21 protein-coding genes are annotated in these 21102 nt (G+C 69.8%); 18 read left to right on the top strand and 3 right to left on the bottom strand.

Annotated features, from left to right (window positions below):
• Window positions 1-21 precede the first annotated feature (21 nt).
• Window positions 22-1818: a bifunctional metallophosphatase/5'-nucleotidase gene (locus OIE13_RS27025; protein WP_326828884.1), complete on the top strand. Its 1797-nt coding sequence runs from the start codon at window positions 22-24 to the stop codon at window positions 1816-1818.
• A gap of 452 nt (window positions 1819-2270) precedes the next feature.
• Here OIE13_RS27025 and OIE13_RS27020 read toward each other — a convergent pair whose 3' ends face one another.
• Entirely contained in the window at window positions 2271-2984 is a 714-nt protein-coding gene (locus OIE13_RS27020; RefSeq protein WP_326635317.1) for a winged helix-turn-helix transcriptional regulator, read from the bottom strand.
• Window positions 2985-3189: 205 nt separating this feature from the next.
• On the opposite strand from OIE13_RS27020, the gene OIE13_RS27015 reads away from it, so the two are divergent.
• The 14 genes from OIE13_RS27015 to OIE13_RS26955 all read left to right on the top strand — a co-directional run bounded on the left by OIE13_RS27015 (window position 3190) and on the right by OIE13_RS26955 (window position 16243).
• Window positions 3190-3441 (top strand): MoaD/ThiS family protein, encoded by a 252-nt coding sequence (locus tag OIE13_RS27015; protein ID WP_326828883.1) that lies wholly within the window; start codon window positions 3190-3192, stop codon window positions 3439-3441.
• A 96-nt stretch (window positions 3442-3537) separates the two neighbouring features.
• Complete coding sequence (locus OIE13_RS27010) at window positions 3538-4218, top strand: LmeA family phospholipid-binding protein (RefSeq protein WP_326635321.1); 681 nt, start codon at window positions 3538-3540, stop codon at window positions 4216-4218.
• A 48-nt stretch (window positions 4219-4266) separates the two neighbouring features.
• On the top strand, window positions 4267-4779 hold the full coding sequence (locus OIE13_RS27005; RefSeq protein ID WP_030924537.1) for a sigma-70 family RNA polymerase sigma factor: 513 nt from the start codon (window positions 4267-4269) through the stop codon (window positions 4777-4779).
• Window positions 4779-5585, top strand: a complete 807-nt coding sequence (locus OIE13_RS27000) for an anti-sigma factor family protein (RefSeq protein ID WP_326830314.1) — start codon at window positions 4779-4781, stop codon at window positions 5583-5585. The genes OIE13_RS27005 and OIE13_RS27000 overlap by 1 nt, the downstream gene beginning before the upstream one ends.
• 342 nt (window positions 5586-5927) lie before the next feature.
• Window positions 5928-6344 carry a TlpA family protein disulfide reductase gene (locus tag OIE13_RS26995; RefSeq protein ID WP_442811495.1) on the top strand — a complete coding sequence of 139 codons (417 nt, stop codon included), beginning with the start codon at window positions 5928-5930 and terminating at the stop codon, window positions 6342-6344.
• A 61-nt stretch (window positions 6345-6405) separates the two neighbouring features.
• Window positions 6406-6519, top strand: coding sequence for a putative leader peptide (locus OIE13_RS36835; RefSeq protein ID WP_442816004.1), 114 nt, complete (start codon window positions 6406-6408; stop codon window positions 6517-6519).
• Between the two features lie 63 nt (window positions 6520-6582).
• Window positions 6583-6981, top strand: a complete 399-nt coding sequence (locus OIE13_RS26990) for a DUF4395 domain-containing protein (RefSeq protein ID WP_326635326.1) — start codon at window positions 6583-6585, stop codon at window positions 6979-6981.
• A gap of 15 nt (window positions 6982-6996) precedes the next feature.
• Window positions 6997-7836, top strand: a complete 840-nt coding sequence (locus OIE13_RS26985; protein ID WP_326635328.1) for a sulfurtransferase — start codon at window positions 6997-6999, stop codon at window positions 7834-7836.
• Window positions 7836-8132 carry a DUF1416 domain-containing protein gene (locus OIE13_RS26980; RefSeq protein ID WP_326635329.1) on the top strand — a complete coding sequence of 99 codons (297 nt, stop codon included), beginning with the start codon at window positions 7836-7838 and terminating at the stop codon, window positions 8130-8132. The genes OIE13_RS26985 and OIE13_RS26980 overlap by 1 nt, the downstream gene beginning before the upstream one ends.
• A 257-nt stretch (window positions 8133-8389) precedes the next feature.
• Window positions 8390-8518 (top strand): hypothetical protein, encoded by a 129-nt coding sequence (locus OIE13_RS26975; RefSeq protein WP_326635331.1) that lies wholly within the window; start codon window positions 8390-8392, stop codon window positions 8516-8518.
• A 230-nt stretch (window positions 8519-8748) separates the two neighbouring features.
• The gene (locus tag OIE13_RS26970) at window positions 8749-10701 is read left to right on the top strand and encodes a hypothetical protein (protein WP_326635333.1); all 1953 of its coding nucleotides are present in this window, start codon (window positions 8749-8751) and stop codon (window positions 10699-10701) included.
• 277 nt (window positions 10702-10978) lie between these two features.
• A complete protein-coding gene (locus tag OIE13_RS26965) occupies window positions 10979-13951 on the top strand; it encodes an ATP-binding protein (RefSeq protein WP_326828882.1) in 2973 nt (990 codons plus the stop codon).
• A 299-nt stretch (window positions 13952-14250) separates the two neighbouring features.
• Window positions 14251-15537 carry a MurT ligase domain-containing protein gene (locus tag OIE13_RS26960; RefSeq protein WP_326635337.1) on the top strand — a complete coding sequence of 429 codons (1287 nt, stop codon included), beginning with the start codon at window positions 14251-14253 and terminating at the stop codon, window positions 15535-15537.
• A complete protein-coding gene (locus tag OIE13_RS26955; protein ID WP_326635339.1) occupies window positions 15527-16243 on the top strand; it encodes a type 1 glutamine amidotransferase in 717 nt (238 codons plus the stop codon). Before OIE13_RS26960 ends, OIE13_RS26955 begins: the two co-directional genes overlap by 11 nt.
• A 77-nt stretch (window positions 16244-16320) precedes the next feature.
• Here OIE13_RS26955 and OIE13_RS26950 read toward each other — a convergent pair whose 3' ends face one another.
• Entirely contained in the window at window positions 16321-16683 is a 363-nt protein-coding gene (locus OIE13_RS26950) for a DsrE family protein (RefSeq protein WP_326635341.1), read from the bottom strand.
• A 73-nt stretch (window positions 16684-16756) separates the two neighbouring features.
• Here OIE13_RS26950 and OIE13_RS26945 point away from each other — a divergent pair, with 73 nt between their 5' ends.
• The 3 genes from OIE13_RS26945 to OIE13_RS26935 all read left to right on the top strand — a co-directional run bounded on the left by OIE13_RS26945 (window position 16757) and on the right by OIE13_RS26935 (window position 18793).
• On the top strand, window positions 16757-17266 hold the full coding sequence (locus OIE13_RS26945) for an FABP family protein (protein ID WP_326635343.1): 510 nt from the start codon (window positions 16757-16759) through the stop codon (window positions 17264-17266).
• Window positions 17267-17357: 91 nt separating this feature from the next.
• Window positions 17358-17663: a DUF2470 domain-containing protein gene (locus tag OIE13_RS26940; protein WP_326635345.1), complete on the top strand. Its 306-nt coding sequence runs from the start codon at window positions 17358-17360 to the stop codon at window positions 17661-17663.
• A gap of 224 nt (window positions 17664-17887) precedes the next feature.
• Window positions 17888-18793 carry an NAD(P)-dependent oxidoreductase gene (locus OIE13_RS26935; protein WP_326828881.1) on the top strand — a complete coding sequence of 302 codons (906 nt, stop codon included), beginning with the start codon at window positions 17888-17890 and terminating at the stop codon, window positions 18791-18793.
• Window positions 18794-19498: 705 nt separating this feature from the next.
• On the opposite strand, the gene OIE13_RS26930 is transcribed toward OIE13_RS26935, so the two are convergent.
• Window positions 19499-21025 carry an XRE family transcriptional regulator gene (locus OIE13_RS26930; RefSeq protein ID WP_326828880.1) on the bottom strand — a complete coding sequence of 509 codons (1527 nt, stop codon included), beginning with the start codon at window positions 21023-21025 and terminating at the stop codon, window positions 19499-19501.
• Window positions 21026-21102 lie beyond the last annotated feature (77 nt).

The following is a 21102-nucleotide window of genomic DNA, read 5'->3' as shown; positions in this document are numbered from 1 at the left end:
GTCCCTTTAGTGTCGTGGACCATGATGTCTCGTTCCTTCCTGCGGCTGGCCATGGCGTGCGTGCTCGCCGGTGCCGGTGTCGCGCTCGCCATGGGGCCTGCCGAAGCGGTCAACAAGCCTGCCAAGACGGTGCCGGTCCGCCTGCTCTCCCTCAACGACTTCCACGGCAACCTCGAACCGCCGACCGGTTCGTCCGGACGCATGGTGGACGAGACCGGCGCCACCGTCGAAGCGGGCGGTGCCGTGTACGTCGCCACCCACCTCAAGCAGTTGTCCGACAAGAACACGCTGAAGGTCGCCCAGGGCGACCTGATCGGCGCGACCCCCCTGATCTCCGCGGCCTACCACGACGAGCCGTCCGTGGAGTTTCTCGGCAAGGTCGGCGTCACCGCCTCCGCCGTGGGCAACCACGAGTTCGACGAGGGATACGCCGAGCTCAGGCGGATCATGAACGGCGGCTGTCACCCGGTGGACGGCTGCTCGCCCGCGGGGAGGTGGAAGGGCGCGAACTACAGCTACCTCGGCGCGAACGTTCTCTTCAAGCGGCCCGCGCAGGGCGCGGAGAGGCAGGCGCTGGACGCCCTGGGCGGGACGAACACCGCCTCGCTGCGCGCCCTGCTCAAGGACTACGGCATCCCGGCCCTGCCCCCGGTCGCGATCCGCTGGATGAACGGCGTGCCGGTCGGCTTCATCGGCCTGGTCACCGGGAGCACCCCGAGCATCGTCACCTCCGAGGGCATCAAGGACCTTGAGTTCATCGACGAGGTGAAGGCCGCGAACGTCGCGTCCAGGCTTCTCAAGCTCGTTGGGGTCAAGGCCCAGGTCGTGCTCGTCCACGAGGGCGACCAGGTCACCGCGGGCCAGTCGCCCGACAGCTGCAGCGCCCGGCCGGGTACGGGCAACCGGATCGCCACGCAGGTCGACGCCGAGATCGACATGATCCTCAGCGGCCACTCCCACCAGGCCTACCTCTGCACGGTGGTCGACCCCAAGGGCGCCGGCCGCCTCTACAGCCAGGGTGGCTCCTTCGGCCGCGTCATCACCAAGGTCGACTTCCAGGTGGACGTCAGGACCCGCGACGTCGTGCGCTCCTCGGTCGTGGCCGACAACCAGGTCGTGACCAGGACCGTCACCCCCGACCCGGAGATCAGCACGTTCGTCCAGACCTGGAAGGACCGTGTCGCGCCGGTGGCCAACAGGCCGATCGGCAGGATCACCGCGGACATCACCAACGCCGCGTCCGCGTCCGGCGAGTCCTCCCTGGGCAACCTCATCGCCGACGGCCAGCTCGCCGCGACCAGGACCGGTGGCAACGCCCAGATAGCCCTGATGAACCCGGGCGGCGTGCGGGCCGGCCTCACCTACGCGGGCTCGGCCGCCGGTGAGGGCGACGGGGTGGTGACGTACGGCGAGGCGTTCACGGTCCAGCCGTTCAACAACCTCATGCAGGTGGTCACGCTCACCGGTGCGCAGCTCAAGACCGTTCTGGAGCAGCAGTTCACCGGTGGTCCCAACGCCCAGGCGTTCACCAAGATCCTGCAGCCCTCGTCGAACTTCACCTACACCTACAGTGCGAGCGCGGCGTGGGGTTCGAAGGTCTCCGCCATGAAGATCGACGGGGTCGACGTGACGGACACCCAGACGATCAGGGTCGCGGCCAACAACTTCCTCGTCGGCGGCGGTGACGCGTTCCTCGCCTTCACCGGCGGCATCGACCTGTGGAGCGGCCCGCTCGACATCGACGCCTTCGCCGCCCACTTCGCGGCGAACCCGTTGATCACTCCCCCGGTTCCCAACCACATCACGGTCGCTCCGTAACAGGGGCGAAAGGCGCGGCGCGCGCGTCAGACCTGCCGGACACCTCCGGTGGGTCCGGCGGGTGCGGGTGCTTGAGCAACTGTCCCCGCTGCCGGCCGCACATCGGGGACCCGTGCGGCCGTACGTCGGGGACCCGTGCGGCCGTACGTCGGGGACCCGTGCGGCCGTACGTCGGGGACCCGTGCGGCCGTACGTCGGGGACCCGTGCCCACGGGGCGCCGGAGGCATGTGTACGACCGAGGGTGCGCGAGTTCGCCGGGCACTTCGCGACCGGCACGAGGCCGGGCGGCAGAAGGGAGCATGTGTACGACCGAGGGCGCGCGAGTTCGCCGGGTGGCGGCCGACCTGGTGCCTCAGATGAAGGCCAGTGCCGATCGCGGTGGGACAGGCCGCCAGGCGTGCCTGTTCTCCGGCCTCGCGCGGTGACCGTCGCGGGGCGGGAACCGCTCTCCCTAGTGGCGGGCCGGCTCGCGCTCCTCGACGGCCTCGTTGCCGCGCTCGGGGACGAACCGGTAGCCGACGTTGCGGACCGTTCCGATCAGCGCCTCGTACTCGGCGCCGAGCTTGGCGCGGAGCCGCCGGACGTGGACGTCCACGGTGCGGGTGCCACCGAAGTAGTCGTACCCCCAGACCTCTTGGAGGAGCTGGGCGCGGGTGAAGACCCTGCCGGGGTGCTGCGCCAGGTACTTCAGGAGCTCGAACTCCTTGAAGGTCAGATCCAGCGCGCGGCCGCGGAGCCGGGCGGTGTAGGTGGCCTCGTCGATCGACAGGTCACCGTTGCGGATCTCGTCCGGCACCTCCTCGGCGGCGGCCAGGTTGAGCCTGCCCACGGCCATCCTGAGCCGGGCCTCGACCTCGGCGGGACCGGCGCTGTCGAGGATGACGTCGTCGGTACCCCACTCCGCGGTCAGCCCGGCGAGACCGCCCTCGGTGACGATCACTACCAGAGGGCAGGAAACGCCCGTGGTGCGGAGCAGCCGGCACAGGCTTTTGGCCTGGACGAGCTCGCGGCGCGCGTCCACCAGGATCGCGTCGGCGGGCGGGGCGTCGAGCAGAGCGGACGCCTCCGCGGGCACAACACGTACCGAGTGCAGTAGCAGCCCCAGCGCCGGAAGCACCTCAGTAGAGGGCTCAAGGGCGTTGGTGAGCAGTAGGAGATTGCTCACAATGCCTCCTTCCCGCGTCATGTCGGCGATAGCCGTACAAACACGTAAGGACCCGGGGGCTACGTTGCCCAGGTCCCGTAATACGTGAGGATAACCCACGAGGATGAGGCGTCCAGCGAACGTCCACCTGCTGAACACCCGTTCTCCGGTGAATTCGCCGTAATGGTGTGGTAACCCTTTGTGTGTTCAAGGAGTTGATGCACAGGTGGCGACGGGCACTGTCAGATATTGGGCCGCGGCCAAAGACGCGGCGGGAATCGCGGAGGAGTCTTTCGAGGCCGAGACTCTTGCCGAGTTGATGACGAAAATCACATCGAGCCGTGAGGAGCTGGCCCGCGTGGTGAGGCGGTCGTCGTTCCTGGTGAACGGGGATCCGGTGGGCCGGCGGGCGCACGAGAGGATAGTCCTGCCCGAGGGGGCGACGGTGGAGGTGCTCCCGCCCTTCGCGGGTGGTTGATCGGGCGCTACCGCCGACGCCGCGTTTCGGACAGGATCGCCAGGGGAGGTCATGCGGATGGGCCTCCCTCGTGCCGGAGGATGAACAGGGAGTCGGATGCGCAAGCTGATCGCTTTTCTGGTCCTGCTTCTCGTTCTCGTCGCGATCCTGGACAGGGTCGCCGTCACCGGAGTCCAGCGCGAGATCGCCACGCAGGCGACGGCCAAGTACGACCTGGAGTCCCCACCCGAGGTCACCATCGAGGGCATCCCCTTCCTGACCCAGGCGATCGCCGGGCGCTACGAGGAGGTCAAGGTCGCCGCGGGCGAGATGACCGTCTCGGGTGTCGCGCTGTCGAGCGTCGACTTCACCCTGTACGGTGTCACCGCGCCGCTCGCGGACCTGGTGCTCCGCCCACAGCAGGTCGACATGCGCGCCGAGCGCGTGGTGGGGACGGTGGTCGTCCCGGTGGAGACGCTCAGCCGGCGGGCGCCCCGCGGGATCAAGGTCGATGTCGCGGGCGACGCGCTCAACGTCAGCGGGGAGATCACCGTGCTGGGACAGAAGGTGCCGGTGAAGGCGGCGCTCAAGGTCGAGATCGTCGAGGGCGGCCTGAGGCTCGCCCCCGAGAAGGTGACCCTGGGCGGCGGCGTCCCCGTGCCCGATCCCGAGCGGTTCATCAACTTCCAGATCCCGATCGGGAAGCTGCCGTACGACATCAAGCTGACCGACATCAAGGTCGTGCCCGAAGGTCTGCGCATCTCGGGTGAGGCGTCCGACGTGCCTCTGAGAGGCTGAACGTGCCCCGTGTCTGAACCGGATCGTCCCGCCGTACGTCGTGGGGATGTGAGTCAAGCCGGAACCGCCGACGAGCAGCTTGTCAGAGCGCTCTTCGACGAGCACGGCGGGCCACTCTACGGTTACGCGCTGCGGCTGACGGGCGACTCGGGGAGAGCGGAGGACGTCGTGCAGGAGACGCTGTTGCGAGCCTGGCGCCATCCGAACGCGTTCGCCGGCCGTTCCATCCGGGCGTGGCTGTTCACGGTGGCCCGCAACCTCGTCGTCGACCAGCACCGGGCACGTAAGGCGCGCCCGCCGGAGACGGGCGACGAGGCGCTCGCCGTGGTGCCCGCCGATGACGAGCTGGAGCGGGCGGTGGAGTCGTGGGCGGTCGCCGAGGCGCTGGCCGCGCTGCGGCCCGAGCACCGCGAGGTGCTGGCCGAGGTCTACTACCAGGGGAAATCCGTCGCCGAGGCGGCCGCGTCGCTCGGCATCCCCGCCGGAACGGTTAAGTCGCGCACGTATTACGCGCTTCGGGCGCTCAAGCTGGCGCTGGAGGAGCGGGGGCTCGCGCCGTGATGACCTGTGACGAGGTACGGATGTCGCTCGGGGTCTACCTGCTCGGAGCCCTGGAGCCGGACGAGCGCGTGCTCGTCGAGGCCCATCTCGCCGAGTGCGCGGAGTGCGCGGCGGAGCTCGCCGAGCTGAGCGGGGTGGCGACGTTCCTGGGCAGAGTGTCCGAGGCTGACGTGGCGCAGGTGGCGAGCCCGCCCACGGTGGTGCTCGACCGGCTGCTCAGCGCCAAGGTCAAGCGGCGTCGCACGACCCGGCTGATGCTCGCCCTGGCGGCCTCGGTCCTGGTGGTCGGGCTGGGCGGCGGGACCCTGTGGGCCGTCACCCGGTCCCCGGAGAACGTCGTGTCGGCCGCCGCGCCGGAGTCGTCGGCCGCCGACCTGAGCACTCAGGTACAGGAGGCTCCGGGACAGGCCGGGTCCCTCCCCGCCTCGCCCGTGCCCGACGCCAGAGCCAAGGCCGCTCCCTCCTCGGCGCCCAGCGTCGACCCGCAGATCATGATCGCCCCGAGCGACCTGCGGGTCACGGGGAAGAAGGGCACGATCCGCGCGGTGGTGACCGCGTCCGCCGGACAGGGGGCGACCACGGTCAAGGTCGTGCTCACCGGCGTGGCCAAGGGCACGCGCTGCCGGTTGGATGTGATCGGGTACGGCGGCGTCAGGGAGACGGCGGGCAACTGGACCGTCAACAGGGCCGCCTATGACGAGTCGGGCGCCTTCACCGGTACCACGACGATCCCGCCGGAGCACATCACGTCGTTCGAGATCGCCACCGCCGAGGGGCGGGTGCTGCTCACGGTCGCCGTCCCCTGAGCCTGTCCGGCGCCGCCGGGGCACGCGGGCACACAAGGCATGCGGGGCACGCGAGGCACGCGAGGGCGTTCCGGGCGAGAGGCGTTCCTGGCAGGCGCCTTCCCGGCAGGGACCGGGTGCCTTCCCGGCAGGGACCGGGTGCCTTCCCGGCAGGGACCGGGTGCCTTCCCGGCAGGGACCGGGTGCCTTCCCGGCAGGGACCGGGTGCCTTCCCGGCAGGGACCGGGTGCCTTCCCGGCAGGGACGTTCCGGGTAGGGGACGTTCCCGCAGTGCGCGGAAACGGAGCCGGGTGGGTGAGCGGTGCGGGAATGGCTCGGAGCGCCCGCCTGTTGTCGTGTTCCGTGACCGGATTGACGGTGGTGGTCGTCACCCTCGCCCTCGCCACGCTCGCGGGTGTGGTGATGCGGCGGCGGAACGGCGTGGCGCGAGAGGTGAGGGGCGAGGTGGAGCGGCTCACGTCCGGCGACATCCACGCGGAACTGGGGGAGCGGGCCACGCTGGTGCAGTTCTCCAGCTCCTTCTGCCAGCCGTGCCGGGCGACCCGGCGGATCCTCGGCGAGGTGGCGGGGATGGTGCCCGGCGTCGCGCACGTGGAGATCGACGCGGAGTCCCGCCTCGATCTGGTCCGGTCGCTGAACATCCTGCGCACCCCCACCGTCCTCGTCCTCGACGCGTCGGGGCGGGTCGTGCGGCGAGCCTCCGGCCAGCCCAGAAAGGCCGATGTCATCGGCGCCCTCGGTCTGGCGGTCGGCGAGTGAGCGGGGCAGCTTATCGCCCCTTAAGCGATCATGTCTCAGAAATTGGACAGGGATGTGACAGATGGCGGGACGCCGGGGTAATGTCGTGGACATGAACCCCACGACGGAGCTGCTCACAAAGCGGCGCGCGGTTGATTTCTGCCGCGTGACCACCGCGCTCTGTCGCGTTTCCTAAAGGGCGATCTCAAGCGGCCGTCGAGCCGCACCGATCTGCACAACCCTTCAGGAGCATCACGCGATGCAAGCTGATTCCCGAGCCCTACGCTTCACCGCGGCCGTCACGACAGTCGTGCTCGCGCTCGTCCTCATGACGGGCAGCGCGTGGTTGCTGGCCGTACAGGCCGCGGCGTTCGCACTGGGCATTCTCGGCCTCTCGCCGTACGGAATGGTTTTCAAAGGGATAGTGAAGAGCCCTCCGAAGGCGTTGGAGGACGCCGGCCCGCCGCGCTTCGCGCAGGGAGTCGGACTCGCCTTCGCGTCGGTGGGCTTGGTCGGATACGTCGCACAGATCACGCCGCTGGCCCTCGGGGCCACCGCGGCGGCACTTTTCGCCGCATTTCTCAACGCCGCTTTCGGCTTCTGTCTCGGCTGCGAGATGTTTTTGATCATTCGCCGCCTACTACCCGCCGCACGATGATCCTGGAGGATCAAAATGAGCCGCTCCGCCGTCCTGGTCGATGCTGACTGGGTCGAGGCCAACCTCGATACCCCCGGTGTCGTTCTCGTTGAAGTGGACGAGGACGCCAGCGCATATGACAAGGGCCACATCCGTGGCGCCGTGAAGGTCGACTGGAAGAAGGACCTTCAGGACCCGGTCCGCCGTGACTTCGTCGACCGGGAGGGCTTCGAGGCGCTGCTGTCCGCCCGAGGCATCGCAGGCGACGACACCGTGGTCCTCTACGGTGGCAACAACAACTGGTTCGCCGCCTACGCGTACTGGTACTTCAAGCTGTACGGCCACGAGAACATCAGGCTTCTCGACGGTGGCCGTAAGAAGTGGGAGCTTGAGTCCCGCGAGCTGGTCAAGGACGTTCCCGACCGCCCCGCCACGGACTACAAGGCCAAGGAGCAGGACCGGTCCCTGCGCGCCTCCCGCGACGAGGTCGTCGCCGCGATCGGCAAGCTCAGCCTGGTCGACGTGCGCTCGCCCGACGAGTTCACCGGCAAGCTGCTCGCCCCCGCGCACCTTCCGCAGGAGCAGGCGCAGCGTGTCGGCCACGTGCCCACCGCCCGCAACATCCCGTGGTCCAAGGCTGCCAACGACGACGGCACCTTCAAGTCCGACGAGGAGCTCAAGGCCCTCTACGAGGGCGCGGGTGTCGACTTCAGCAAGGACATCATCGCCTACTGCCGCATCGGGGAGCGCTCGGCCCACACGTGGTTCGTGCTGCACGAGCTCCTCGACCAGGCAGGTGTCAAGAACTACGACGGTTCATGGGTTGAGTACGGCTCGCTGGTTGGCGTGCCGATCGAACTGGGAGAGGCCCGATAATGACTCAGGGATGCGCTGCTCCAGAACAGACGATTGCCCTTCCGGCCGGGATCGATCTTGCGAACCAGGCCGTCATCCAGGGTGTGGTCACGGGCACGGGCACGGCCTACGCCCGCCTGCTCGACCACACCGGTGAGTTCACCGGTGAGGTCGTGGTGTCCGAGGAGGGCATCTTCCGCTTCTTCGCCGCCCCCGGTGACTGGACCGTCCGCATCATCGCGGGCGGCGGCGTCACCAAGGACATCCCGGCTCAGGCGCGCCTGGGTGAGGTCACCCAGCTCGCCGTGGCCGTCTGACCTTTCGGTCCGACGCACGCCGAACCAGTAAAGCAAAAGGACCGGCACTCCCTCGAAGGGAGTGCCGGTCCTTTTTGTCACGCCGGAGCGGCATCACCGCCGGGCGCTTTCGAGCACGTCGGTGAGCGAGCCCCGCTCTACCGGCGGATGCTCGGGCCCTCCGGCAGCGCCCGCTTCTGCGCGCGGCTACGCGAGACGCTGGTCGCGGAACTGCGTGGTCCCTTCGCGGCGGGCTCCCGGCCCCCGGGCATGACGAGGTGCCACCGGAGATCCATGCCCATCACGTGGCGGGCACGCTGGTCGGGCTCTTCACGTACTGGCTGGGAGAGCAGCCGCCCCGCCCGGCCGAGGAGATCGCGGCGATGGCGTGGAACCTGATCCGCTGATTCGGAGATGGGACGCCGTCGTCCGGGTGGACCCTCGGAGGGGGAGTCACGGGAGACGCACGGGAGACGGTGGTGATCGGTGATGTCCATCCCACCCGACTCATCAATCCCTTAAGTGATGGTAAAACCGGGGAAAATGCAGCGGATTGCTGGGAACGCTGCCCGAATATGATGTCGAACTCTTACGCTGTCTCCGAGGCTTCCGATGAGCCCGACGGCGGAGGGGTTCCGTGGCGGACGTGCATCCCGAGCATGCGCAACTCCAGGCGGACCGGATCTACCTGGGCTGGCAGTATGCGCTGTTGCACCCGGATCCAGGTCCGGCTCCCAAGCGACCCTCGCCGGTGGAGGCTCCCGAGGAACCTGTCGACCCCGAGTGGGTGCGCAGGGAACGCCTCAACGAAGACCTCCTGAACCGGCCGGTCAAGATCGTCCGTGCGTTCATGACCGCACTCGCCACGCTGATCCTCGTTCTCGGCGTCACCGAGATGCTGAGCTGGTCGTTCGCCGTCGTCGGGGTGATCGCCGCCGGCGGCATCGCGGCGTTCTGCAGCTACGCCGTCCACCAGGGCGACCGGGCGGTCCGCCACCGCATCAAGGCGAGGGAGGTGGCCGGTGACCGGCTACGGGAGGAACGGGACAGGGAGCTCTTCGCCGCCCAGGAGGAGCATGCCGCCCGCTACCGGGAGTGGGCGGAGAAGAAGGAGCGTCACGACCGTCAGCTGACCTGGTACGCGGTGGCCGTGCCCGACGAGATCGACCGGATCGACGTGGCCGGAGGCACGCTGCCCGGCTGGTCGGCGCTGATCACCCTGCTGGGCGCGACCCGCCTCTACAGCGGTGGCCACCTGACCGTGCTCGACCTGTCCGAGGGCGCGATCGCCAAGGACCTGATCGAGCTGGCGCGCAGGGGCGGTGACGACCCGCTGGTCTGGGTGCTGCCGGTGGACCTTCCCCGGCTCGACCTGGGCGCCACGCTGACCCCCGAGGCGTTCGCCGACGTCCTCGCCCACGTCGTGAGCGTCAGCGAGGAGCACCGCACGACCAGGGACCTGTCGTTCGACAACGCCATCCTGGAGCGGGTGCTGGAAGTCCTCGGCGAAAGTGCCACGATCAACCAGGTCACCGCCGCGCTGCGCGCCCTGGCCCAGGTCGGCGACCCCCGGGAGGACCTGCGGTTCGGCCTGATCACCGCCACCCAGCTGGAGCGGATCGGCACGCTCTTCGGCCGTGGCGTCAGCGACCGCGTGGTGATCGAGCGGGCCTGGGCGCTGGAGTCGCAGCTGCGCAAGCTGGAGACCCTCGGCTCGGAGGCGGTGCGCCTGCCGCCCGCGCGCCTGCGCGTCGTGTCGATGGACCGTCAGGCGGGCGTGTTCGGCAACCGTGTCCTCGGCACGTACGTGGCCACCGCGCTCACCCACATCCTGCGCCAGTCGCCCGCCTCCGAGCGGCCGTGGTACCACACGATCATCGTCGCGGGCGCAGACAAGCTCCGCGGTGACGTCCTGGACCGGCTCATGGACGCCTGTGAGACCTCCAGGACCGGACTGGTGCTCACCTACCGCTCGCTGACCCCGACGGTGCGGGAGCGGCTCGGGCGTGGGCACGCGGCGGTCACGTTCATGCGGCTCGGCAACGCCGAGGACGCCCGGATCGCCAGCGAGCACGTCGGCACCGAGCACCGCCTGGAGCTCGCCCAGCTCACCGAGACGATCAGTGCCGCCGGGGCCGGTATGGACGGCGGCTACATCTCCACGGTCGGCCAGGCGGAGGAGGGCGACGACGAGCGCGACGTGAGCCGCGCCGACCTCAAGGAGGACATCACCTCCTCCACCGAGTGGGGCCGTCGCGCGACCAAGGCGATGGGGGAGACGGAGCGGGTGTTGCACCGGTCCCGGGAGTTCCTCGTGGAGCCTCACCAGCTCCAGCAGCTTCCCACCACCTCGGTGATCGTCACCGATGCCACCGTCCAGGGGCGCAGGGTCCGTCTCGCCGATGCCAACCCGGCCATACTGACCTTCCCCAAGACGACGCTGGGCGAGTTCGACGAGATCAAGGAAGCCGCGCTGGAGCGCGTACAGGAGAAGAAGGAGGAGGAGCCGCGCGAGCCGAGCCCGTTCGAGGACGCGCCGCCCAACCTCGGCCCGCCCCCGGCCAGGCTCGACTGGCGCCGCCGCCAATGAGGCCCCGGCCCGCGCCGCCGACGAGTCGGCGGGCGGGGATTCGGGCGGTGGGGATCCGGGTAGCGATGATCCCGTCGGTGACGGTATCGCCGGGCATGCCAACGGGGCGTCCGTATGTCGTAATGGGATGGTCAATGTGGGGGTGCGAGCCCCGAGTCAGGTTCGACCGTGGTTACGGGGGTGACCTACCCCCGATTACGCGTCGGCCGGTATGGCGGAGTGATCCGTGAAGCGTCAACCCTCCGGCCTGGAGCCGGGTCCCCCGGGTGGAGACCAAATGCAGCCAAGTGTGTCCCGTCCGCCCAATGCCCTGACCGGTCCCTGGTACAGAATCCAGGCGATCACGGCGCCCTCCCGTAGTTCCTCCGCCGAGTGGGACTTCGTCACGGTCCTGCCCGCCGTACTCTCCACGGCCCAGCGCAACCGGCCCTTCGTGGTCGGCTGGCTCTCGCGGGGGTCCGGCGCTCCGCTGGAGCTGATCACCAACGCGGGGCCGCTGACCCCGCCGCGCCCACCCCGCAGGGCCGCCACCGAGGTCGAGCACGCCCCCGGCGGTCCCGAGCCGCTGCTCTTTCCCAGCGGCGCCCGCGGTGTCCGGATCGGTGACGAGTGGCTCCGCGACCTGTCCGACCTGGCCTGGACCGTCTGCCCCGGCCGGCAGGCTCCGCCGCTCGGCGGCCGTCGCGAGCCGGACGCCGACGAGCTCAGGCGCCCCACGCTTTTCGAGTCGACGCTGGTCACGCTCATGTCCCGGCCGTTCGCCTGGCTGGTGGTGGCCGAGCAGACCGATCTGCTGGACGCCGAGGTCGCGCACCTGCGTACCCAGCTCAACGTGCTGCGGCAGTACGGTGACGCCTCCGAGCGCTCCCGCTACGACGCGGAGCGGGCCGAGCGACGCATGCAGGAGCTGGACGCCTTCCGCGAGGCGGGACTCTGGAACGTCCGGTTGCTGGCCGGGGCCGCCGGGCCCGAGGAACTGCGCCAGATCGCGCCGGTGCTCGTCGGCTCCGCCGAGATGAGCCACCACCCCTACCGTCTGCGCAGTGCGCTGTCCGGTCCCGTACACGGTTTCGCCGAGGCGCTGACGGTGACCCTGCAGGATCCGGCGGACGGTGCCGCCGCCCCGTTCGCGGCCACCGCCGGGGCGCTCGCCGCTCTCGCCGGGCTGCCGCACCGGGAGGTGCCGGGGGTACGGGTGCTCGACGCGGGCTTCTTCGACGTGACCAGCGAGGCCGACACCGCGCCCGGCGCGCCGGCCGTCGAGCTCGGAGCCATCCTCGACGGCCAAGACAGGCCGGTCGGCTCGTTCAGGGTCCCGCTGGCCACCCTCAACCGGCACGCTTTCGTCACCGGCGCCACCGGCTCCGGCAAGTCCCAGACCGTCAGACACCTGCTGGAACAGCTCACCGGCGCGGGCATCCCGTGGCTGGCCATCGAACCCGCGAAGTCCGAGTACGCCTCGATGGGCGGCCGGATCGAGCACCTCGCCCCGGTGACCGTGATCAACCCGTCCGCCCCGGAGAGCGTGCCGTTCAGCGTCAACCCGCTCGCCCCCGAACCCGGCTATCCGGTCCAGGCCCACATCGACATGGTCAGGGCGCTGTTCATGGCGGCCTTCGACGCCGAGGAGCCGTTCCCGCAGATCATGTCGCTCGCCCTGCAACGGGTGTACGAGGCCAACGGGTGGGACGTGGTCACCGGCTGGGCCGCCCCCGGCGCCGCCGTGCGACCCGCTGTGCCGACCCTCGAACAGCTGCAGCGGCACGCGATGGAGGTGATCAAGGAGATCGGCTACGGACGGGAGGTCCAGGCCGATGTCGAGGGCTTCATCTCGCTGCGGCTGCGGTCGCTCCGGGTCGGCTCCGCCGGCCGGTTCTTCGAGGGCGGCCACCCCGCGGACATCGGCGACCTGCTCCAGCGCAACGTGGTGCTCGCGATCGAGGACGTCGCCAACGACGAGGACAAGGCGTTCCTGATGGGCACGCTGATCATCCGGATCGTGGAGCACCTGCGGATGCGGGCCAGGAAGGAGCGGAGCAGCGGGCTCAAGCACGTCATCGTGATCGAGGAGGCGCACCGGCTGCTCCGCGACCGGGGCGCCGGGCGGGCCAGCACGCACGCCGTCGAACTCCTGGCGGGCATGCTCGCCGAGATCCGCGCGTACGGGGAGGGCATCGTGGTCGCCGAGCAGATTCCCACGAAGCTGGTCTCCGACGTGGTGAAGAACACCGCGCTGAAGGTCATCCACAGGCTCCCCGCCGAGGACGACCGCCGGCTGGTCGGGGCGGCGACGAACCTGAGCGAGGAGCAGTCCCGGCAGGTCGTCTCGCTCCCGCCCGGCGTCGCCGCGGTCTTCGCCGACGGCATGGACCGGCCGCTCCGCATCCAGGTGCCGCTGGGCGAGGACCGCGAGCGCCCGGTCCCCGGCCACACGCCGCCCATCTGCGGCCGCCGTTCGGCGGCGTGCGGGCAGGAGTGCCGCAACGGCCGGGCGTGCACGCTGGTCGAGTTGCGCGAGGCGGACCTGCTCGCCGAGGCGCCCGAGTGGGCCTGGCTGCGGATCTGGACGGACACGCTGGTGCTGGCGTTCTGCACCAACAGGCCGGCGCCCGGGGTGCCCCGGGCGCTGGCCGACCTCTGGGCGGAGCTCCCGGCACGGCGGCGCGAATGCCTGCTGGCCACGACCGCCGAACGGTGCGTGGGCCGCCGCGCGTGGTCGTTGCGGACCGTCAGTGACCCGGCCAAGCTGACCGAGCAGGTCGCCGCGATCGCGACCAGGCTGCTCGGTCCCGACCGCGACCCCGGCGAGCGGCCGGGACCCGCCTGGGTCATCCCGCAGGTGCGGTGGCTGCATGAGGTGGACCGGCTCTTCCCGCACGGCCAGCCCGCGCCCAACCCGCGCGGCTCCGCGCCGGTCATGGAGTACGCCCTGTTCAACCGTCCCGCGGGCGGCTCCGAACTGCTCGGCCACCGGGCCAAGGCGCTCCGCCACCACCCGCTCTCCATGGAGGTGGACCGCAACCGGGAACTGGCCTGGCGGGTGATTCTCGGCGACGACGAGCGCGAGAGTGTGGAGCGCGACATCCTCACCGTCACCATCGGCGTCGACCCGGCCGAACGGCTCCGGCACGTGGCCCAGATGATGGGGGCAGGCTGGCTGGAGAGCGTGCTGTCGTGGCCGCACCGGTTCGTGCTGCCGTTCGACGCCGACTCGCAGGAACCCGTCGAACTCGCCTTCGCCGAGCAGTGAGGTGTGGCCGAGTAGTGAGGTGTGGCCGGGAGGGACACCCGGCCGCATTTCCCGCTGTGGAGCCGGTGGAGCCGGTGGAGCCTGCGGAGTTCGCCTTCGCCGAACCGTGGGAACGGTCGGGTCTGAGGGTCTTTACGCCTCACCGTCACCGGACGGTACGTGTGACGTGCCGTCCGGGGGTGAGGGTGCCGAAGCACGGCTAAGATCTGCGGCATGAACGATTCGGTGATTCCGGCCCTGCGGCCGAGCCGGCCGGCCACCGGGTCGTCCCGCGAACGGTCGCCAAGCGAGGAGACGGTATGACTCAGCTTCCGCTGCGGGCGCAGCTCGCCACCGCTCTCGGCCGGACGGCCGCGACCCTGTCCCGGGTCACCGGACGCGGAGACGGGTCAGTGATCGGAGGCCGGGTCAGCATGCTCCTGGAGCCCGACCTGCTGCGCAAGCTCGCCCGCGACCGCAAGCTCGCGCTGGTGAGCGCGACCAATGGCAAGACCACGACGACCCGTCTGATCACCTCCGCGCTGTCGGAGCTCGGCGACGTCGCCACCAACGCCTTCGGCGCCAACATGCCCGCCGGGCACGTCTCGGCGCTGTCGTCGGCCAAGCACGCCCCGTACGGGGTGCTTGAGGTCGATGAGAAGTACCTGCCCGAGGTGATCGACACCACCGGCGCCGGGGTCATCTGCCTGATGAACCTCAGCCGGGACCAGATGGACCGGGCGGGCGAGATCTGGCTGCTCGCCCAGAAGTGGCGGCGGGCGCTGGCCGGCAAGAACACCCACGTGATCGCCAATGCCGACGACCCGCTGGTGACCTGGGGCGCCTCCACCGCGGCCTCGGTCACCTGGGTGTCGGCCGGGCAGCCCTGGAAGGAGGACTCCTGGTGCTGCCCCGAGTGCGGCGGCCCCCTCGACCGCAAGGGCATGGAGTACGTTCCGCCGGGCAGCCTCGGCTCCGGTGCCCTCTCGGGAGCGGGGGAGAACGACTGGGCCTGCCGTGAGTGCACCTTCCGGCGGCCTGAGCCCTCCTGGGTGCTCGACGACGACGCGGTGATCGACCCGCGCGGGCAGCGCTGGGTGCTGGACATCCAGCTCCCCGGGCGCGCCAACCGGGCCAACGCGGCGATAGCGCTGGCCACCGCCGAGGCGTTCGGGCTGCCCGTCGAGCGGGCGCTGCCCCGCCTGCGCGAGGTCAGGTCGGTCGCCGGCCGCTACACCACCGTGGAGCGCGACGGGCGGCACGCCCGGCTGCTGCTGGCCAAGAACCCGGCCGGCTGGCTGGAGGCCTTCGACGTGCTCGACTCCTCGCTGCCGGTGATCCTCTCGGTCAACGCCCAGGGCCCCGACGGCCGCGACACCTCATGGTTGTGGGACGTCGACTACCGCGTGCTGCGCGGCAGGCCGGTCTTCGTGACCGGGGAGCGGCGGCTCGACCTCGCGCTCCGGCTGGACGTGGCGGATGTGCCGTTCCAGCTGGCCGGATCGTTCGAGCAGGCGCTCGGCGCACAGCCGCCGGGCAAGGTCGACGTGATCGCCAACTACACCGCCTTCCAGCAGATTCGATCGGAGTTCGGTCGTGCAGTCTGACAGCGCCCTGCGCCTTGTTTGGATTTATCCGGACCTGTTGAGCACTTATGGCGACCAGGGCAACGTCCTGGTCCTGGAGCAGCGCGCCCGGCGCCGCGGCATCCCGGTCGAGACCGTGCATGTGCGCTCGGCCGACCCGGTCCCGGAGAGCGGTGACATCTACCTGATCGGCGGCGGCGAGGACCGGCCGCAGATCCTGGCTTCCGAGCGGCTCCGGCGTGACGGCGGCCTGCACCGGGCCATTCAGCGGGGCGCGGCCCTGCTGGCCGTGTGCGCGGGCTACCAGATCATGGGCACCACCTTCGGCGGCGAGGAGGGGCAGCCGGTCGACGGCATCGGCCTGATCGACATCTCCAGCGGCCGTGGCGAGGGCAGGGCCGTCGGCGAGCTGGCCGGGGAGGCGGACCCGGCACTCGGCATCCCGACGCTGACCGGCTTCGAGAACCACATGGGCGTCACCCGGCTCGGGCCCGGCATCCGGCCACTGGCGCGTACGGCGGTCGGCACGGGTAATGGCGACGGCACCGAGGGCTGCTACACCGGCAAGATCGTCGGAACCTACCTGCACGGTCCGGCGCTCGCCCGTAACTCCGGCCTCGCCGACCTGCTGCTCACCTGGGCGGTGGGCGCCCAGCTGCCGCCGATCGACGACTCCTGGTTCGAGCGCCTCCGCGAGGAGCGCCTGGCCGCGGTGCTGCCCGGCTGACGCCGGAAACCGGCCGTCCGGCGTTGCCGGGCGGCCGGAGGGCACGCCTCACGAGGGGGCCGTCAGTAGAGGGGCCGTCAGTAGACGAGAGCCTGGACGCCTTCGCCCAGGACCTCCTCGACGAATGTGGGCGCGCCCGCGATGCGGATGCCCTCGATCAGATCGTCGACCGTGATGCCCCGCCGGGCCGCGCACTGCGTGCACAGTGTCACCCTGCCGCCGGTGAGCACCGCGTCGAGCAGGTCGCCGAGCTGGGCGGCGTGCGGGAGGGAGAACTCCTTCGCCCGTCCGGGGAGGGCGAACCACGCGGACTCGCCGGTCAGCCAGAGCGAGACGGGGACTCCGCTCGCCAACGCCGCCGCGGCCACCGTGAACGCCTGGTTGCAGCGCTCGGGTGAGTCTTCGCCGACGGTAACCTTGATCACCAGTGATCGTGCCATGCCCGAAGCCTATGCGGGTCCGCCCCTTCCCCGCCACGGCGGGATCCGCGTGACAGGGCCTAGGCTCGGACCCATGGACGTTCCCGAACTGCATCCTGATCTTGAGCCGATCGCCTTCCTCGTGGGCGTGTGGGAAGGCGCCGGCGTCGGGGGATATCCGACGATCGAGAGTTTCAACTTCGGCCAGGAAATCGTCTTCGGCCACAACGGTAAGCCGTTCCTGACCTACAGCAGCCGCACCTGGCTGCTCGACGAGGCGGGGGAAAAGGTCCGCCCGCTGGCCACCGAGACCGGTTTCTGGCGTCAGCTTCCCGGGCGTCAGCTGGAGGTGTGCCTGTCACATCCCACGGGCATCGTGGAGATCTACGTCGGCGAGGTGGTATTCCACAAGATCGAGCTCCACACCGATGTGGTGGCCCGCACCGCCACCGCCAAGGAGTACACCGGAGGCCACCGGCTTTACGGCCTGGTCAACGGCAACCTGATGTGGGCGTACGACATGGCGGCCATGGGCCAGCCGATTCAGTCCCACATCTCGGCCGAGCTCAAGCGGGTCGGTGACTTCGTCCCCGACGCCGGGTGAATTCCCGAAGGGGCGCGAGCCGGGTATCGGATGAGCGCTCCTGCTCGCACCCGGGGGCGACAGAGGCAGGGCGCTGACTACGCTTTGTGGGATGAGCACTCCCTTCACCCCCGAAGCGGTCGAGGCCATCAAGCGCCACATGAACGACGATCACGCTGACGACGCGCTACTGATCTGCAAGGGCCTCGGCGGACAGCCCGAGGCCACCAGTGCGACGACGACCGGTGTCGACGCCGAGGCGATCGAGTTCGCCGCCGTGGTCGGCGGGCTTGAGATTCCGGTCCGGGTCCCGTGGAGCACCACGCTGACCGAACGCGCGCAGGTCCGTACGGAGGTCGTCCGCCTCTATCGGGACGCCTGTGCGGCCCTCGGCGTCCCCGCCCGCGGCGAGCACTGACCGGCGCTCCCTCACATTTCATCCCTTGGGCGACTTTCGCCCTGAATTCCTACTAAAAGCACTAAATAAGGGAGTAATTCGGAAAGAGGAAGGGCTGGTGGGGGCGTTGGTGACAGTCGGGTCAACGTCAGGATTGATCATGGCATTCATGGAAAGCTCCCAGATGCTGAAATTTCCTGAAATGAGGAGGCGCGGTGAAACCGCGAGCCCTTGTGCTGGCGCCAATGCGAGGTCCGGAGTGGGACCGTCTGAGAGAGCTGATCGACGTCCACTACGACCCGGCTGAGCACAGTCCGCACCCGGCGGCCGACCTGGCCCGGCGGCTCGCGGACACCGGGGCGCGCATCCTCATCACCGAGTCCGACGAGGTCGCGGGCCCGGTGCTGGATCTTCCCCTGCTGGTGGTGGGCTGCGCCCGCGGCGACGCGGGGAACGTGGACCTCGGCGCGGCCATCGACAGGGGCATTCCCGTCGTCTGCGCCCCGGGGCGCGACGCCGACGCGGTGGCCGAGCTCACCCTCGCCCTGATCCTCGCGGTGACCCGCCGGGTTGCGGTCGGCGACCGGGAGATCCGCCACGGCATGGTCTCCTACCGGCGGCACCGCGCGTGGGAGCTCGCGGGCCGGACCGTCGGCCTGATCGGCTACGGGGCGGTCGGCCACGCGGTGGCCTGGCGAATGAGGGGGCTGGGCATGCGTGTCATGGTCTACGACCCCGAGGCGGCGGAGAAGCGGTACGGCCTCGACGTCCTGCTGGCCCAGGCCGACGTCGTCTCCGTACACGCTCCCGCGTCGGCGGGTCTGCTGATCGGCGCCGTGGAGTTCGCCGCGATGAGGACCGGAGCGATCTTCGTCAACACCTCCGACGCGGTCCTGCACGATATGAACGCCCTCGTCGGAGCGCTGAAGGCGGGCCATCTGGGCGGCGCGGCCCTCGACAGGTTCGCCGGGGACTGGCTCGACCCGGCCCATCCGCTCGCCGACATGGACAACGTGGTGCTCACCCCGCACCTGGGCGCGGGAACCTACGACACCGAGATCAACCACACCCGGATGATCTGCGAGGACATCGTCAGGATCCTTGGCGGGGAAAGGCCGCTGCACTGCGCCAACCCCGGCTTCCAGGGGTGACGACCTCCGGGGCCTCGGCCCCAGGAGGGACCCCGGCAACGCGGCGGCTCACCGCTCCTCGCCGGCGAACACCGAGAATCAGCGAACGGCATCGCGCCCCCGGAGCCGTGACGTGGCGGGGGCGGTCGCGAGCGGTCCCGAGGATGTACGGGGAGGGCCTGGAAAGAAAAGCGCCTGGAAAAGGGAAGAACCCCGGGCCACTTCCTCCCTGCTGAGCGGGAGGGCCGGTGGACCAAAGGCGGGATTGCCCGCCCCCGGCGGCCCGGGGTTCCGGTGATTGTCGTGGATTCGCCGAACGTCGCCAGACGCCCGGACAGAGTCCGGTCGCGGCGTCCTAGCGGACAGCCACCTCGCTAGCCCAACTATGATCAACCATTGTTCGGACCACCTCCTTTCGGCGTGCCTGTACGTTATGAAACCGACCACGCTTAGAGCAAGTGGATATTTCGACCCTGGCATCCTGGCTGGCCCGCCCTCTCCACGAGGGCCGATGGGAAAAGAATGGGAACATCCTGCCAACGATTGAGCTTTCCGGGCTTTCGCTGACGGTTCCTGGACACGGGGCAGCACCCGCTCCGCTGCACCGCCGGGGACCACCTGCCGCACATGCGCGTACAGAGCTGAACCGAGACCACCTTGACATCCAACCCGGTCTCCAGCGCGCGCGGACCGCAGTCAGCGTCGAACGGGGACGCGATCAGCCGATCAGCTTCGTTGACCATTGGGCTCATCACTGATCCGGCCGACCAGCATGAGCGCCGGCAAGGCGCGAATGCGGTCTTGTAGGTCTTCGGCCTCGACGCCAGGGCTGGCGACGGTGAACAAGTCGTGGTTGAGGTCGCGAAGCCTGACACGGCTGGTCTCCCGCAAGGCCGGTGCGGGAATCACATCGAGTACCTCAATGCCAAGTGCTGCGGCATCGGAGAGCTGGCCGCGGGCAGCCTCCGCGCGTGCGAGGACGAGCGTGGCGGCGGCCCAGCCGGGCCGACCGACGGGAAGGGACCGTCGCGAGGTCTCAGCGTGGCCGCGGGCGGCAGCGTGGTCGCCGAGTTGAAGGTTCGTCTCGGCCAGATGCAACTGGAGTTCGGCGCGGTCGAAACCGAACCGACCCGGACGTTCGCCGTCCGGGTCGGCCGCCAGCTTTCGTTGAGCGTTGGCCATCACCAGGGCGGCGTCCGACCGGGAGCTTTCTCCCAGGTAGGCAAGGGAGCGCAACTGCCCCCAGGCGAGGATCTGAGCGCGGCGGAGCGGGGTCTCGGCGTACTCGTATGCCTGCTGCGCCAGCTCCAGGGCTTCGACGGGCCGGTTGCCCGTGTACGCGGTCATCGCCTGAGCACCAAGCGACCAGCAGATCAGATCGTTGTCGCCGACCGCGGTGCCCAGCCGCGCGGCGGTCGCGAAGTGAATCGCCGCCGCCGGGTAGTCCGACAGGTGGAACGCCAAGTTGCCGACCAGAGCCGATAGCCAGCCCGCGAGCCGCCGAAGTTCGACGCGGGCACCGTCGAGCTGGGGAAGCTTCAGCATGCCGCTGACCAGTGCCCGGGTCCGATGCACCTCGATCGCGAGGAGACCGGGCGGGAACGCCGAATAGTTCACGTCGTAGTAGGCCAGGGCCGCGGCGAGATTCTCCAGAGCGAGCGGCCCCCCGGCGGGCCCTTCGACTTCCAGGGCCAGGGTGACGGAGTCGCGGAGGGCGGCCAGGATTGCGTTGTCGTGATCGGCCGTCATCGAATCCCCATCCGTGTATCTCGGTCGCGGAAGTGCTCGCCCGTCACGGTATGCCCGGCTGCCACCGCCCATATGCGGTACGAGCGTGGTGCTGTGGTGGAGGCCGAGTTGGGCGGGGTCTGCCTGATACACCGCGCACAGGGCCGCTGTGTAGTCGTGACCAGGGGTGATCTCTCCGTGCTCATACTTGCAGAGCATGCTCGCGTTCAGCAGCGACTCGCCGATCCGAGTCCGCTCGTAGAACTCCGCGATCTCGCTGATGGTCTGGGCGCGCGACCAGCCGAGCGCCCACCGCCACGCCTCCAAAGGCAGAACCTGCGGCAGCTCACGGACGATCGCCGAGGCGATTTGCTGGAGCGGCCATTGCTGCCGTTGCCCCTGCCGGCGGATCTCCTGGGCTCGGCGTGAGAGTTCAGCCCGCCGCATCCGACTGATCGTCGCCATAAGGCGCGCACCTCCCAGTGCGTCGCTGGGCACCGATCGTAACCCCGCCGTGGCGGTCACGACATTGTCTTGCCGGCAATGGCCGAGGCAATGTCCTGCGCCGATGGCGGCATTGATGCGTTCACCAGCGGTCCAGC

Source organism: Streptosporangium sp. NBC_01810, assembly GCF_035917355.1.
Lineage (GTDB): Bacteria > Actinomycetota > Actinomycetes > Streptosporangiales > Streptosporangiaceae > Streptosporangium.
Note: the sequence above shows the minus strand (reverse complement) of the source record. Positions and strands in the feature narration are given on the sequence as shown.